Origin of the sequence: Olleya marilimosa CAM030 (assembly GCF_000518485.1) — a bacterium.
GTDB classification, from domain to species: domain Bacteria; phylum Bacteroidota; class Bacteroidia; order Flavobacteriales; family Flavobacteriaceae; genus Olleya; species Olleya marilimosa.
Genome location: NZ_JADR01000007.1, coordinates 22,349 through 35,634, shown reverse-complemented (window position 1 = coordinate 35,634; position 13,286 = coordinate 22,349). Strand labels below are relative to the sequence as shown.

At 30.9% G+C, this 13,286-nt stretch carries 17 protein-coding genes; 10 read left to right on the top strand and 7 right to left on the bottom strand.

Annotated elements, in window-relative coordinates:
• Positions 1-100: 100 nt before the first annotated feature.
• The 6 genes from M890_RS0108980 to M890_RS0108955 all read left to right on the top strand — a co-directional run bounded on the left by M890_RS0108980 (position 101) and on the right by M890_RS0108955 (position 3,934).
• Positions 101-976, top strand: a complete 876-nt coding sequence (locus M890_RS0108980; RefSeq protein ID WP_028283218.1) for a cell division protein FtsX — start codon at positions 101-103, stop codon at positions 974-976.
• Between the two features lie 130 nt (positions 977-1,106).
• Positions 1,107-1,250: a hypothetical protein gene (locus M890_RS16735; protein WP_157243273.1), complete on the top strand. Its 144-nt coding sequence runs from the start codon at positions 1,107-1,109 to the stop codon at positions 1,248-1,250.
• 43 nt (positions 1,251-1,293) lie between these two features.
• Positions 1,294-1,554, top strand: a complete 261-nt coding sequence (locus tag M890_RS0108970; protein WP_028283217.1) for a DUF3098 domain-containing protein — start codon at positions 1,294-1,296, stop codon at positions 1,552-1,554.
• 93 nt (positions 1,555-1,647) lie between these two features.
• Complete coding sequence (locus tag M890_RS0108965) at positions 1,648-2,442, top strand: undecaprenyl-diphosphate phosphatase (protein WP_028283216.1); 795 nt, start codon at positions 1,648-1,650, stop codon at positions 2,440-2,442.
• Between the two features lie 4 nt (positions 2,443-2,446).
• Positions 2,447-3,142, top strand: coding sequence for a tRNA pseudouridine(55) synthase TruB (gene truB / locus M890_RS0108960; RefSeq protein ID WP_028283215.1), 696 nt, complete (start codon positions 2,447-2,449; stop codon positions 3,140-3,142).
• Between the two features lie 69 nt (positions 3,143-3,211).
• Entirely contained in the window at positions 3,212-3,934 is a 723-nt protein-coding gene (locus M890_RS0108955; protein ID WP_028283214.1) for an energy transducer TonB family protein, read from the top strand.
• Positions 3,935-3,974: 40 nt separating this feature from the next.
• On the opposite strand, the gene M890_RS0108950 is transcribed toward M890_RS0108955, so the two are convergent.
• Positions 3,975-4,592 (bottom strand): thioredoxin family protein, encoded by a 618-nt coding sequence (locus M890_RS0108950; RefSeq protein WP_028283213.1) that lies wholly within the window; start codon positions 4,590-4,592, stop codon positions 3,975-3,977.
• A gap of 265 nt (positions 4,593-4,857) precedes the next feature.
• Between M890_RS0108950 and M890_RS0108940 the strand changes: the two genes are divergently transcribed.
• Positions 4,858-5,421: a DNA-3-methyladenine glycosylase I gene (locus M890_RS0108940; protein ID WP_028283211.1), complete on the top strand. Its 564-nt coding sequence runs from the start codon at positions 4,858-4,860 to the stop codon at positions 5,419-5,421.
• On the opposite strand, the gene aat is transcribed toward M890_RS0108940, so the two are convergent.
• The 3 genes from aat to M890_RS0108925 form a co-directional block, all read right to left on the bottom strand.
• Positions 5,418-6,044, bottom strand: coding sequence for a leucyl/phenylalanyl-tRNA--protein transferase (gene aat, locus M890_RS0108935; RefSeq protein ID WP_028283210.1), 627 nt, complete (start codon positions 6,042-6,044; stop codon positions 5,418-5,420). The two genes, M890_RS0108940 and aat, sit on opposite strands and share 4 nt — an antisense overlap.
• A 326-nt stretch (positions 6,045-6,370) precedes the next feature.
• A complete protein-coding gene (locus tag M890_RS0108930) occupies positions 6,371-6,748 on the bottom strand; it encodes a DUF3127 domain-containing protein (RefSeq protein WP_028283209.1) in 378 nt (125 codons plus the stop codon).
• A gap of 45 nt (positions 6,749-6,793) precedes the next feature.
• A complete protein-coding gene (locus tag M890_RS0108925) occupies positions 6,794-7,648 on the bottom strand; it encodes a flavin reductase family protein (protein ID WP_028283208.1) in 855 nt (284 codons plus the stop codon).
• Between the two features lie 121 nt (positions 7,649-7,769).
• On the opposite strand from M890_RS0108925, the gene M890_RS0108920 reads away from it, so the two are divergent.
• Both M890_RS0108920 and M890_RS0108915 read left to right on the top strand, forming a co-directional pair.
• Entirely contained in the window at positions 7,770-8,954 is a 1,185-nt protein-coding gene (locus tag M890_RS0108920) for a sensor histidine kinase (protein ID WP_028283207.1), read from the top strand.
• Positions 8,955-9,302 carry a hypothetical protein gene (locus M890_RS0108915; RefSeq protein WP_028283206.1) on the top strand — a complete coding sequence of 116 codons (348 nt, stop codon included), beginning with the start codon at positions 8,955-8,957 and terminating at the stop codon, positions 9,300-9,302. It begins immediately after the preceding gene.
• On the opposite strand, the gene M890_RS0108910 is transcribed toward M890_RS0108915, so the two are convergent.
• Both M890_RS0108910 and greA read right to left on the bottom strand, forming a co-directional pair.
• Positions 9,297-9,686 (bottom strand): HIT family protein, encoded by a 390-nt coding sequence (locus M890_RS0108910; RefSeq protein WP_028283205.1) that lies wholly within the window; start codon positions 9,684-9,686, stop codon positions 9,297-9,299. The genes M890_RS0108915 and M890_RS0108910 overlap by 6 nt on opposite strands.
• A 135-nt stretch (positions 9,687-9,821) precedes the next feature.
• Positions 9,822-10,295: a transcription elongation factor GreA gene (gene greA / locus M890_RS0108905; RefSeq protein WP_028283204.1), complete on the bottom strand. Its 474-nt coding sequence runs from the start codon at positions 10,293-10,295 to the stop codon at positions 9,822-9,824.
• Between the two features lie 153 nt (positions 10,296-10,448).
• Here greA and M890_RS0108900 point away from each other — a divergent pair, with 153 nt between their 5' ends.
• On the top strand, positions 10,449-10,895 hold the full coding sequence (locus tag M890_RS0108900) for a hypothetical protein (protein ID WP_028283203.1): 447 nt from the start codon (positions 10,449-10,451) through the stop codon (positions 10,893-10,895).
• A gap of 54 nt (positions 10,896-10,949) precedes the next feature.
• Here the strand turns inward: M890_RS0108900 and M890_RS0108895 are convergent, their stop codons facing one another.
• Positions 10,950-13,208 carry a TonB-dependent receptor gene (locus tag M890_RS0108895; protein WP_028283202.1) on the bottom strand — a complete coding sequence of 753 codons (2,259 nt, stop codon included), beginning with the start codon at positions 13,206-13,208 and terminating at the stop codon, positions 10,950-10,952.
• Between the last annotated feature and the right edge of the window lie 78 nt (positions 13,209-13,286).

Here is a 13,286-nt window from a genome sequence, read left to right as displayed (position 1 = left end):
CAAATTTAAACTTATTATAAGACTATTAAAAGTTTGACGTTCTAAATCAAAGGGATTTCAATTTCTTTTATATTTTTACATTATAAACTAACATCAATTTATGAGCTCTTCTTTTGAAAGATATCAAAAACGTAGATTAATTTCTTCATACTTTTCTGTAGTACTAAGTATTGCATTAGTCTTATTTTTATTAGGTATTTTAGGTCTTTTAGTCCTTAATGCTAAAAAAGTAGCCGACTTGTTTAAAGAGCAAGTAACGGTTACCATTTATTTAAAAGACAACGCAAAAGATGTCGAAGTCAAGCAACTTGAAAAAAGTTTAGCATTGGCAGATTATGTAAAATCTACCGAATACATCTCTAAAGAACAAGCTGCAGAGTCTATGAAAGCAGAAAATGGTGAGGATTTTATGGAGTTTTTAGGATTTAATCCTTTACAAAATAATATTGATGTTAACCTTAAAGCAGACTTTGTAACATCTGATAAGTTAGAAGAATTAGCTGCAACTGCACTAGAAAAAGGTTTTGTTGAAGAAGTTAGGTATGACAAAGACTTAGTAACCTTAATGAATAGTCGCGTTAAAAAAATTAGCTTTTGGGTGTTATTACTAAGTGCTATTTTTACTTTAATTGCAGTGTTACTTATTAATAGTAGTATTAGACTGTCTGTTTATGCTAAACGATTTACTATAAAAACTATGCAAATGGTTGGAGCCACCAAACGCTTTATACGCAGACCTTTTGTATGGAAAAGCATTAAACTAGGTATACTTGGTGCTATCCTTGCTTTAGTAGGCTTAGGCTTTATCGTGTATTACGTAGACCAAGCTTTTCCAGAATTAGTTTTACGTCAAAGCCCTGTTTTAATAGGTGGTTTATTTTTAGTAATCTTTTTATTAGGTATCCTTATTACTTGGATAAGTACACATTTTGCAACACAACGTTTTTTAAATTTAAAGACCGATCAACTGTATTAATTTAACAGCTTTTAACTAAAGCGTTAACAATACTTTGCACTTTAGCGCGTTATATTTACTTAACCAAAAAATAACGCACTATTAACCAACTAATACTTTAAAATGATTAATAAATCTAAAACTAATGTTTATGAAAAGAATCACATTTGTATTAATAGGTATGGTTGCAATTGTTGCTTATTTAGCAACTACAACTAGTAAATTTGAAACTAAAGTAGCGCACACTGATAAAGTGACTATTAAAAAACATCAAACAAAATTTATTTACGATTAATTTAAATAGTTTAAATTTGTCGCAAATCAACACAAACAATACTTTGGGAGAAAGCAAAAAAAACAATAAAAACAGTTTAAAAACCGAATTAGTTTTTGGTAAACACAACTATAAATTTATGTTTATAGGCTTAGCTTGCATTGCTTTAGGCTTTATATTAATGTCTGGAGGTGGTAGCGATGACCCAAACGTATTTAGTGATGCTATTTTTAGTTGGAGACGCATCCGTTTGGCTCCTGCTTTAGTTATTATTGGCTTTGGAATACAAGTCTATGCTATATTATCTAAGCCTAAAACGGACTAACATTCTCTTTTGTTTTTAGTATATCGAAATTTGAGTATTAAATTTCAACTTCAATATAACATTTGGTCATAGTATTTTAATACTTTTGCCAACATGGATATTTTCGATTCAATTTTATTAGGTATAGTACAAGGATTAACTGAGTTTCTTCCTGTGTCTTCAAGTGGTCATTTAGAAATAGGTAAAGCCATTTTAGGCGATAAAAGTATTCCTGAAGAAAGTTTACTATTTACTGTTGTCCTTCATTTTGCTACTGCTTTAAGTACCATTGTTATTTTTAGAAAAGATATTTTAGAGATTATAAAAGGATTTTTATCCTTTAAATGGAATGACGACACCAAATTTGTAACAAAAATTGCAATCTCTATGCTACCTGCTGCATTTGTTGGTTTGTTTTTTGAAGAACAACTAGAGCAACTTTTTGGTGGCAATATCCTATTAGTAGGTTGTATGTTACTAGTTACAGCTGTTCTTTTATTTTTTGCAGATAAAGCAAAAAACACAAACAAAAATGTATCCTTTAAAGACGCACTTATAATAGGTGTATCTCAAGCAATTGCTATGTTGCCTGGTATATCTAGAAGTGGAGCAACCATATCTACTTCAGTATTATTAGGTAATGACAAAACTAAAGCTGCAAGGTTTTCATTTTTAATGGTTGTGCCTTTAATTTTTGGTAAAATAGCAAAAGACATTTTAGGAGGTGATTTAAATTTTGACAGTCAAAATATTACTGCCTTATCTGCTGGATTTATAGCTGCTTTTGTCGCAGGATTATTTGCTTGCACATGGATGATTAGCTTAGTTAAAAAAAGTAAGCTCTCATATTTTGCTATTTACTGTGCTATTGTTGGTATAATCGCAATATCATTTGCAATTTTAAACTAAGTAAATGACTAAAGAAGACTATTTAGCAGGACAGGTTTTACTTATTGACAAACCATTACAATGGACATCTTTTCAGGTGGTCAATAAATTACGCTGGGAAATCCGTCAAGCCTTTGGCATTAAAAAAATTAAAGTTGGTCATGCTGGGACTTTAGACCCTTTGGCAACAGGTTTATTAGTTATATGTACTGGTAAAATGACCAAGCAGATAGACGCTTTTCAAGGTCAAATTAAAGAATATACTGGTACTATTGTTTTAGGAAGCACAACACCTTCTTACGATTTAGAAACCGAAATTGATAAAACTTTTGAAACTAGTCACATTACCGAAGATTTAATACACCAAACCACAACACAGTTTATAGGAGAGATTGATCAATATCCTCCAATATTTTCTGCATTGAAAAAAGAGGGAAAACGTCTTTACGAATATGCTAGAGCTGGTGAAACGGTTGACATTAAATCTAGAAAAATTACTATTCAAGAATTTGAAATCACAAAAATTGATGGATTAAATATTGACTTTAGGGTTGTTTGTAGCAAAGGTACTTACATACGATCTTTAGCTAATGATTTTGGAAAAGCATTACACTCTGGTGGTCATTTGTCTGTATTACGTCGCACTAAAATTGGTGAATTTGATGTTAAAAAAGGACTTTCTATTGACGATTTTATTAAAAACCTCCCAAAAAAGGATTAAAACACGTCTTTTTATACTTTGCAAACGTATATACAACACTAACTATTAGTTATTAATCGTTTGTAATACATGTCTTTTAAAAATTCTCATAAAGCGTTAGCTATAACATTATTAATTTCAGGTACACTGATACTATCTGTATTGAATGTGACTATTTTTAAAACAAATATAACGGTTACCGAGACTTTATATGCTATTGAAAAAGTTGAAGATGTTATTGAAAATGAAACAGAATTAACACCAACTAAAAACACTAAAAAAGCAACTAACAAGGCCTTTAATACCACTGAAAATTATAAACATTACGCTCAAGCCTACAAACCAATAGCTCCTCCTGAAGATTATACCAATCCAAAATTAGAAACCTATAAAAATAAAGTCGAAAGCGATGAATCTTCTGAAGCAAATAATGGTCATTCTGCAATCTCTGAAAAGACATTAACAAGCTTTAATAGTGTTAATGAAATACTTAATAAACGCTCTCAAAATAAAAGCGTAAAACAAAGTCATGTGGCAAACACTAACAGTTCTATTTACTATTCATTAAAAGGACGTATAGACCTATCCCTACCAATTCCCGTCTACTTATGCGACGCTCAAGGTAAAATTGTGGTTAACATAACTGTAAATAGTAATGGTCATGTTATTGATGCTTACATAAATAACGCATCCACCTCTAACAATGTATGCCTGCAAGAACACGCTTTACAATATGCAAAAGAGGCTAAGTTTAATACCTCTGAAAAAGCAAAACAATTAGGCTCTATTACCTTTGAATTTAAAGGTAAATAAATGCATTCCCTTTTAGTAAAAAAGAGAATAGATGGATAATTTAGCTAATTAAAGTGACTAAATCAGCAATGACCGTTTGTCCTTTATCCTTATTATACCATTGTTGTAATTCTTCTTTAAACTCTGGTGTTAAAATACCATGCTTTGCTTTATAATCATTTACCAACAACGTTGCAGTACTTGGTCTGGGACCATAAGTTGCAATAACATCTTTAGTTGCAGTATCTAAAATAATTAGCTTAGCTATAGATCTAGATCCATTGGTTAAAAATTGATCCATTAACGCTTCATTGTCATCTCTTAGTACAACTCTAAAGTTAATACCTTGATTTAATTCAGCAATTTTATTAATTACAGGTATCACGTGTGCAGCATCACCACACCAACTCTCTGTAATGACAATCCAAGTTTGGTTAAACTTTTTATGTTTTATAGCATCAGCAACACCTTCTCCTATCTTAATTGTTTTATCCCAACGCTTCATGCGCTTGTTGTTAAGCATAGTATAATTTGCCAAAGCCTCAGTAACTTCATGACCTGTATTGGAGTTATTTTCGACTTTAGTCATAACTAATTCTCTATACTCAACATAGCTCATGCTATTATCTAATCCATCTTCTATAATTTGTTTGATAATTGTATTTTTAAGTGTTTCCATAGTACAAAAATACAGCAACTATTATGATTTATAAGTTACTGTTGTTACATTAGTAGATATTATTAAAACTTCCTTACAATGTTAACTTTAAGAACCTTTAAACCTATTTTATTTGTTGGTTATTTTAGTTTATTGGCTTGTAAAAGTTTAAATTTAATTCCAAATTACCATATATTTAAAAACCTATACTTGTTTGATTTAAGACATGTAATAGTCCTTATATACTTACTAATTAGCATAAAGGAATATCGAAAAACGAAACAAAATGAAAAAACATAAATGCGGTTGGTGCGTTGGAGATGATTTATATGAAGCTTACCATGATAAAGAGTGGGGAAAACCTGTATATGATGACGCTACACTATTTGAGTTTTTAATTCTAGAAACCTTTCAAGCTGGCCTTAGTTGGATTACAATTTTACGTAAACGAAACAATTTTTTTGATGCATTTGATCAATTTGATTACAAGAAAATAGCTAATTATAATGAAGACAAAAAATCTGAATTATTACAAAATGCTGGCATTATTAGAAATAAATTAAAAGTAAATGCCACTATTACTAATGCGCAATTATTTATGGACATCCAAAAAGAATTTGGGAGTTTTAGCACTTATTTATGGGCTTTTGTAAACAATACTCCTATAAAAAACAAAGTAGCGTATTACAAAAATGCTCCAGCAAATACTCCTGTAAGTGATGCCTTAAGCAAAGATTTAAAAAAACGAGGATTTAAGTTTGTAGGATCAACCGTTATGTATGCTTTTATGCAAGCTGTAGGCATGGTAAATGATCATGAAGTAGATTGTTTTAGATACAACGAGGTTTAAGTTAAATACTTTAAAAACTGATCTCTAGAAATATCAATCGCACCTAAACTTTCTAAATGATTAGTGTATACTTGGCAATCTATAAGCTTATAATTGGTATTTTGAATAAAACTTATAAATCCTACTTTACTAGCATTACTAACTTTAGTAAACATACTTTCTCCACAAAAAACTCCATTACCCAAATCCACACCATATAATCCACCAACAAGGGTATTATCTAACCACACCTCAATAGACTTAGCATAACCTAATTGATGTAAGTTAGTATAAGCTTCAATCATACCATTAGTAATCCAAGTATCATCTTGACCAGGACGCTTTACAGCTGCACATGCAGCTATTACAGCATTAAAATCTTTATTAACTGTCACAACAAAGTCTGTATTACGTATGACTTGTTTCATACTTTTAGACACTTTTAAATCTTCTGGAAATAATACAAATCTTGGATCTGGAGACCACCACATTATAGTGTTATCGTCTTCAAACCAAGGAAAAATGCCTTTTTGATAGGCATTTAACAAGCGTTTGGCACTTAAATCTCCTCCAATAGCCAAAAGACCATCCTCTGATGCTTTAGTAACATCTGGAAACGCATTATCACTATTTAAAAATTCCATTTACAACAATTTAATTTAGAGATTAAAAATGACATTGACTTAAAAAAACTACAAAAAGCAGTATGATTTAAATTTATAACGTTAAATATCAGGTATTTGTACGAATTTAAAATTATTTTTTAGATATTTATGTAGTCTTTATATTGATAATTAGTTTAATAATGTTTTTAAAATTTATAACTTAAAGACAAACTGAAACCCACTAATCTAAAAAGTCTTGTTTAACCACAAGGCTTTTTTTTATAAAAAAAAACCTCAAAACAAAAGTCATGAGGTTTAAATATTTTACACAGTACAAAATTACTGTATATAAGACTGATTATTACCTAAAATGGTAAATCGTCGTGATCTTCATCTTTTACATTACTAGCTGGCTCAAAAGCTTGAGCTGGTGGCACTTCTGGCATCCCTTGAGGTGCTGCTCCTGCTTGTACTCCTTCAATTCTCCAACCTTGGATAGAGTTAAAATATTTAGTTTCACCTTGAGGGTTAACCCACTCTCTACCACGTAAATTGATATTTACTTTAACATCTTGACCTACTTGATAGTTGTTTAATAAATCACATTTATCTTGAACAAATTCTACTAAAATATGTTGAGGATACTGCTCTTCAGTAGTTACTACTAATTCTCTTTTTCTAAATCCGTTGCTACCAAAACTTTGCGTTTCTCCTATTAGCTTCACTTTACCTTGTACTTCCATTTTCTATATAATTATTAAATATTCGTCTAATTAAATATCGTAACTTTACGATAACAACACTTTCCAAGCGCTTTCTACATCACTATAACTTAAAAAGTCTTTTGCCTTTTTATGTTTTTGCTCAGTCGACAAAGAACTTAAATTATGTTGGTTTTTAAAAGCCTGAATGCTATTTTCCTCAGGTAAGTTTTCAACATTTCCTAAAAGACCTAAATCATTACCTGTTAAAATAGCGCTTTCTCTGATAGCTTTTGGCAAAGCATCAACACCAATACCAAGGGTTGATAAGGGTTTTGGAATTTCAAAAAATCCAGATTTTGCTCTACTATAATAACTACCTCCTGCTCTAGATACTAAATCTAGTTTATTTTGATCAATTGCACCATTTTCATCTAAAACATCCTCTGACACATGCATTTTAACAACTTCACAAATAATTAAATTACCTGCTCCTGCGTTTTCACCAAGGTGTACAATTTGATTGACTTTACACTCCATTTGCACAGGACTTTCTGCAACCCTAAATGGTTTTACCAAATCTGATTTTAACATGGTAAGACCAGCTTTTTCAAATTCGTTTACACCTTCTGGATATTCTGTACTACTTAAAGACATTTGTTGTACAATATCATAATTAACAACATTAATAACAACCTCTTTAGTGGCTTCTGCATTAACCAAAGTATGCTTAATAGTATTATCTCTAACGCGTCTTGCTGGCGAAAAGATTAATATTGGTGGATTAGCACTAAATACGTTAAAAAAGCTAAAAGGTGATAAGTTAGGTTTTCCATTTGCATCTATTGTACTAGCAAAAGCAATTGGTCTAGGAGCCACAGCACTAAGCAAATAGCTATGTAGTTTAGCAGTAGAAAATTCTTGTGGAGTAAAAGATAACATAGTCGTGTTTTATTTACTACAAAAATACACAATCTGTCAGTCAACTAAAAGGCAATTAGTAACCAACCTCCACAATATTATTAACAGAATTGCATTATATTAACACCAAAAACTTACAATCATGTTTTTTACAAAACATCGTCAGCTAATCCGCTGGATAATTATTGTTGCTTCATTTGCTATTATATCTTTAATACTATGGAATACCTATGTGTTTTTTCAGAAGTTTAAAGCCGAAGAACGCAGAAAAATGCAAACGTGGTCTTATGCACAAAGTGATTTTTTAAATAGTTTTAAAAATGGTTTGGATGGCGAAGTAAACAATGTCACAACCTTTATAATTACAGACTCTACCTCAACCACACCAATGATTTTAGTATCTCCTAAAGGAGAAATTAGTAGCTTTAATAATCTTGACACCTTAGGAATTAAAAATGTAGATGCTTTTTTAAGAAAAAGCAAATTACAGTTTGAAAAAGAAAATAATCCGATTGCATTATCTTATTTTAATAATAAAACTAATAGCGATGAAGCTATTGGAACACTTTACTACGGAAACTCTCCGCTTTTAAATAAACTAAAATATTATCCATTAGCACTATTATTGATTATTGTCTTATTTGGAGCTGTGGTTTACTTTTTTTATCGCAGTTCTAAAATTGCTACTCAAAATAAATTATGGTCAGGGATGGCTAAAGAAACTGCACATCAAATCGGGACTCCATTGTCGTCATTAATTGGTTGGACCGAAATTTTAAAAGGCGAAAACACCAATCCTGAATATATAAAAGAAATTGAAAAAGACATTAGTCGCTTACAAACTATTACAGAGCGATTTAGTAAAATAGGGTCGCTTCCAACATTAGAAAAAGTAGATATAGTTGCCGAAACTAAGGAGGCTTATGATTATTTAAAAACTAGATCATCTAGACTTATAAATTTTGACATTAAATTACCAGAACATCCTATATATGTTAATTTAAACACCCAATTATATGGTTGGACAATTGAAAACTTAGTAAAAAATGCAATTGATGCCATGAAGGGAAAAGGTGATTTACAAGTCAGTATCACACAGTTAGAACAACGTGTAAAAATAACTGTTACAGATACAGGAAAAGGAATAAGTAAAAACGAATTTAATACTATCTTTGAGCCTGGTTATACAACTAAAAAACGTGGTTGGGGACTTGGCTTATCATTGGCAAAACGAATTGTAGAGGACTTCCATAATGGTCGTATAAAAGTTTTAAACTCTGAAAAAGGTAAAGGTACCACTATGCAGATTAGCCTAAAAACAATATAAATGTCTGATAGATTACTTACAATAAATACCGTTGATTTAAACAATAATTGTCCAGAGTGCTTTAGTACCAAAGGTTTACAATTAACCTTTAAACAACGTTTTATTGAGACTGCTTTTTATAAAAGTATTACACAAGAGGTGAACACTGAAATGCATTGTACTGTTTGCAATACAACTATTTATCCTGCACGTTGGACAGACGACATTGAGCGCGTTTATGACTACCAAATGAAAGCTTTCCAACCAAAAAAATCATCTAAAAAATATAAAAGTCTATTTTGGATTTTAATTGGTGCAGTTACCATCTTAATAGCTTCAATACTAAGCGTTATAGTTTACCAATTATAAATTAGCAGCAATTGCTTTTGCTAAAGCTTCAAAATCTTCTTTTTGTAAAGCTACTTTATTAATAAACCGTGCATCTTCCATTGTATTTAATGGTATTAAATGTACATGTACATGTGGTACTTCTAAACCGATTACACTTACTCCTACACGTTTACATGGCACTGTTTTTTCTAAAGCTATTGCTACTTTTCTAGAAAATAGCATTAAGGCAGTGTACGTTGCTTCATCTAAATCAAAAATTTTGTTTACTTCCTTTTTAGGAATACATAAGGTATGCCCTTTAGCATTTGGATTAACGTCTAGGAAGGCTAAAAAATCTTCAGTTTCGGCTACTTTATAACACGGAATTTCTCCGTTAACTATTTTTGTGAAAATGGATGACATATTTGTTTCGGTTTAAAAACTAAAGATAAAAAAAGATTCCTGCTAACCTGAAATTTGTTTCAGAATAAACAGGAATCTTCAAAAAATTTACATTTTTATATATTTCCGCTTTAGCGTTATAATTAAAATTAAATATTATCTACTAATTTCGACAATATCAAACTTAATTATGCCACTTGGCACTTGTATTTCGGCAACATCACCAACAGATTTACCTAATAATCCTTTACCAATTGGACTGTTTACAGATATTTTACCTGAGGCTAAATCAGCTTCACCATCTGCTACTAAAGTATAGTTCATCTCCATACCATTGGTTTGATTTTTGATTTTTACTTTAGATAAAACTAATATTTTTGAGGTGTCCATTTGTGACTCGTCAATTACACGTGCTCCAGCCATTTGATCTTCCAGTTTTGCTATACGCATTTCTAGCATACCTTGCGCTTCTTTGGCTGCATCATACTCGGCATTTTCACTTAAATCACCTTTATCTCTAGCTTCTGCTATAGCTTTAGAGGCTTTAACACGCTCTACATCTTTAAGCTGCTTAAGTTCGTCACGCAACTTTTTTAATCCTTCTGCTGTATAATAAGATACTTTACTCATATTTTTATCGTTTAAATAAAAGGACGCTAAAACAATTTAGCGTTAAACACAAAAATCTCGTCGACACGAGATTTAGTCTTACAAATATACAAAATATTTAACTCAACATTGTAATTGTTGTAAATTGCAATCCTAAAAAATTAATAAATTTATATGTTAAGGTCTATAACTACATTAATATGCTGCTTTGTTTTAGTAACCTCTTGTCAAAAAAATGATGATGGTGATAATAACAATAATTTTATACCTGATATTAATTTTGACACTTTTGACTCAATAAACACAACATTACCACAATATAATGATTTACAGTTTCCTGGTGGCAGTATTGTTATTAATGGTTTTGGTTATAATGGTATTGTAATTTACAACACTGGTAATACTTATTATGCATTTGAAATTACAGATCCTAACCACGTCCCTTCTGGTTGCTCCATTTTAAATGTTGAAGGTACCATTGCCACTTGTAATTGTGAAGATGGGAATAGCTATAGCATTGCTGGTGGAGGAGTTCCTTTTGACGGTACTACTGGACAATATAGCTTAAAACCTTACTTTGTTGAAACAAATGGTAATGTAATTAGAGTGTATAGCAACTAAAAAAGCACCTCTAATTTAGAGATGCTTTTAAAGGGTTGTTATAAAAATTATTGATTAAAATTTTAAGGTTACACCTGCTAAAAAGTTAGTGGTTGCTTGTGGATAATAAAAATTTTCTGTGATTGGTGCATCATTAGAGTTTTCTGGTCTGTAAAAATAGCTATACGTATAACCGTTAGACACGTATTTATTATTAAACACATTGTTAACTAACACATTAAAAGCAACCTCTTTAATCCATGTTGGTTTGATACGGTAAGACAGATTTAGGTTATTTACAAAATAGCCATCCATACTTTTACTGTCACTTGATGTATTGTCCAAATATTGTTGACCAACATACTTAGATAATAAAGCGATGTTAGCATTTTTAATTGGCGAGTAGGTTAATGTACTACCAAATATTACATTTGGAGAAAATGATATGTCTGTATCTTCATAGGTTGTTACAACAGCCTCATAAGATACTGTATCATATGTATTAGGATCGTACTGTGTGTCATAAACAATATAATCAAACGCTTTAATTTTGTTTTGGCTAAATGTTGCGTTGGCATCTATCCTAAATTGATCAGATAATTTATATCCTGTTTGTATCTCGATACCTGCTCTGTAACTATCAGCAACGTTTTGTCTAATTGGGTCACCAACATCGTCTAAATCCCCTGTTAATACTAATTGATCTTTATAATCCATATAGTATAAGTTAGCGTTTAGGTAAAAGTTAGAATTTTGTAATTTATAACCAAACTCAAAATCGTGTAATTGTTCTGATACAGGCGTGATTGGATTTTTAGTTAAATCGTCACGATTAGGCTCTCTATTACCAACAGCATAAGACCCATAAACATTACTATAGTTGTTAATCCTATAGGTTAATCCCATTTTAGGATTAAAAAAGTTATATGTTTTTTTAACGTTAATATCTAATAAATCCGAGCTAGTTCCAACAGACTCATAATCCACGGTTCTGTATTGCAAATCTAGTAATGCAAATAAATTTGAATTGATATTGTACTCTGCTTTTAAGTACGTATTAAAATCTTGCTTATCGCCATAACTAAAATAGTAATTGCTTCTTACAGGTATTGGTGTTTCAAACGAATCCCAAATAACTTCACCAAAATGATCCCCTTTATAAGAATTATAACCTCCACCTAAATACAAATTTAAGTTGTCTTTTTGGTAATTAAGTGAATATACTATTGCTGTAAAATTGTTATCTAACCAACGTCTTCTAATAACATCACCTTCATCTGAAGCATTTGCATTATTTGGAAAATAATCACCTAACTCTTCATCATCTTTATATTGCTCATAATAACCTTTACCTCTTGTAAAATTTCCAGAAATATTAGCCGAAAACATTGCGTTAAATTGATGTGATGCATGTAATTGGTAGTGCGTTTGTTGGTAACTATCAATCTCGTTATCGTAAGTATAAAAGTTATATGTTCTACCTGAGTTTAATAAATTTTCAGCTTCAGCATCACTTGGATAATTTCTATCAATAAAAGCCTGAATTCCTTCTAAATCGTTATTAACAACTGCTTCTGGTGTTCCGTACCACGATTGGTAAGTCTCTTCTTTTCCTCCAAAAACAATAGCTTTTATGGATGTTTTTTCATTAACAAAACCAGCCTCTGTATAATAACTATTTAAGTCTGCTCTAGCTCTATCAATATATCCATCACTTTGTATATTAGACACTCTAGCTTCAGCATAAAAATTATTCTTAATTCCAGAACCAATACTAATATTATGCTTTCTAGTTCCAAAACTACCAACAGCATTTGTTGTTGTAGCATAACCATCAGTCGATGGATTAAGTGTTTTTAAGTTTAAACTTGCACCAAAAGCACCAGATCCATTAGTAGATGTTCCAACACCACGTTGTAATTGGATATCCTCTACAGAACTTACAAAATCAGGCATATTAACCCAGAATGTCCCTTGACTTTCTTGGTCATTGTAAGGTATTCCGTTGATAGTAACATTTACACGTGTCGCATCACTACCTCTAACTCTAATCCCTGTATAACCAACACCTGCTCCTGCATCACTTGTTGTTACTACGGATGGTAATTGATCTAATAATACTGGTAAATCCTGACCAAGATTTATGGACTCTAACTCTTCTTTTGTGATGTTTGAAAAAGCTACAGGAGTCTTATCTTTTGCTCTAGTAGCAGATAGTAAGACTTCGTCAAGTTTTGTGATTTTTGTTGAGTCAGACTCAACTGTTTTTTTGTCTTGTGCATTAACACTGACCGATAACACTAATAGTGTTAAAAAAAGAAATAAATTTTTCATTACGATTAAATTACTAATCGAATAAAAAGAGGTAATTATTCTTAATTGTTATTAATTAAAATTTGTAATATACAGACG

Excerpts from the sequence above, each read along its gene's own strand:
- M890_RS0108980 (WP_028283218.1), top strand. The coding sequence starts at position 101 with ATGAGCTCTTCTTTTGAAAGATATCAAAAACGTAGATTAATTTCTTCA.
- aat (WP_028283210.1), bottom strand. The coding sequence starts at position 6,044 with ATGGAATTTTTAAATAGTGATAATGCGTTTCCAGATGTTACTAAAGCA.
- M890_RS0108930 (WP_028283209.1), bottom strand. The coding sequence starts at position 6,748 with ATGGAAGTACAAGGTAAAGTGAAGCTAATAGGAGAAACGCAAAGTTTT.
- M890_RS0108915 (WP_028283206.1), top strand. The coding sequence starts at position 8,955 with ATGTCTGATAGATTACTTACAATAAATACCGTTGATTTAAACAATAAT.
- M890_RS0108920 (WP_028283207.1), top strand. The coding sequence starts at position 7,770 with ATGTTTTTTACAAAACATCGTCAGCTAATCCGCTGGATAATTATTGTT.
- M890_RS0108895 (WP_028283202.1), bottom strand. The coding sequence starts at position 13,208 with ATGAAAAATTTATTTCTTTTTTTAACACTATTAGTGTTATCGGTCAGT.
- M890_RS16735 (WP_157243273.1), top strand. The coding sequence starts at position 1,107 with ATGAAAAGAATCACATTTGTATTAATAGGTATGGTTGCAATTGTTGCT.
- truB (WP_028283215.1), top strand. The coding sequence starts at position 2,447 with ATGACTAAAGAAGACTATTTAGCAGGACAGGTTTTACTTATTGACAAA.
- M890_RS0108955 (WP_028283214.1), top strand. The coding sequence starts at position 3,212 with ATGTCTTTTAAAAATTCTCATAAAGCGTTAGCTATAACATTATTAATT.
- M890_RS0108940 (WP_028283211.1), top strand. The coding sequence starts at position 4,858 with ATGAAAAAACATAAATGCGGTTGGTGCGTTGGAGATGATTTATATGAA.
- M890_RS0108900 (WP_028283203.1), top strand. The coding sequence starts at position 10,449 with ATGTTAAGGTCTATAACTACATTAATATGCTGCTTTGTTTTAGTAACC.
- M890_RS0108910 (WP_028283205.1), bottom strand. The coding sequence starts at position 9,686 with ATGTCATCCATTTTCACAAAAATAGTTAACGGAGAAATTCCGTGTTAT.
- greA (WP_028283204.1), bottom strand. The coding sequence starts at position 10,295 with ATGAGTAAAGTATCTTATTATACAGCAGAAGGATTAAAAAAGTTGCGT.
- M890_RS0108950 (WP_028283213.1), bottom strand. The coding sequence starts at position 4,592 with ATGGAAACACTTAAAAATACAATTATCAAACAAATTATAGAAGATGGA.
- M890_RS0108925 (WP_028283208.1), bottom strand. The coding sequence starts at position 7,648 with ATGTTATCTTTTACTCCACAAGAATTTTCTACTGCTAAACTACATAGC.
- M890_RS0108965 (WP_028283216.1), top strand. The coding sequence starts at position 1,648 with ATGGATATTTTCGATTCAATTTTATTAGGTATAGTACAAGGATTAACT.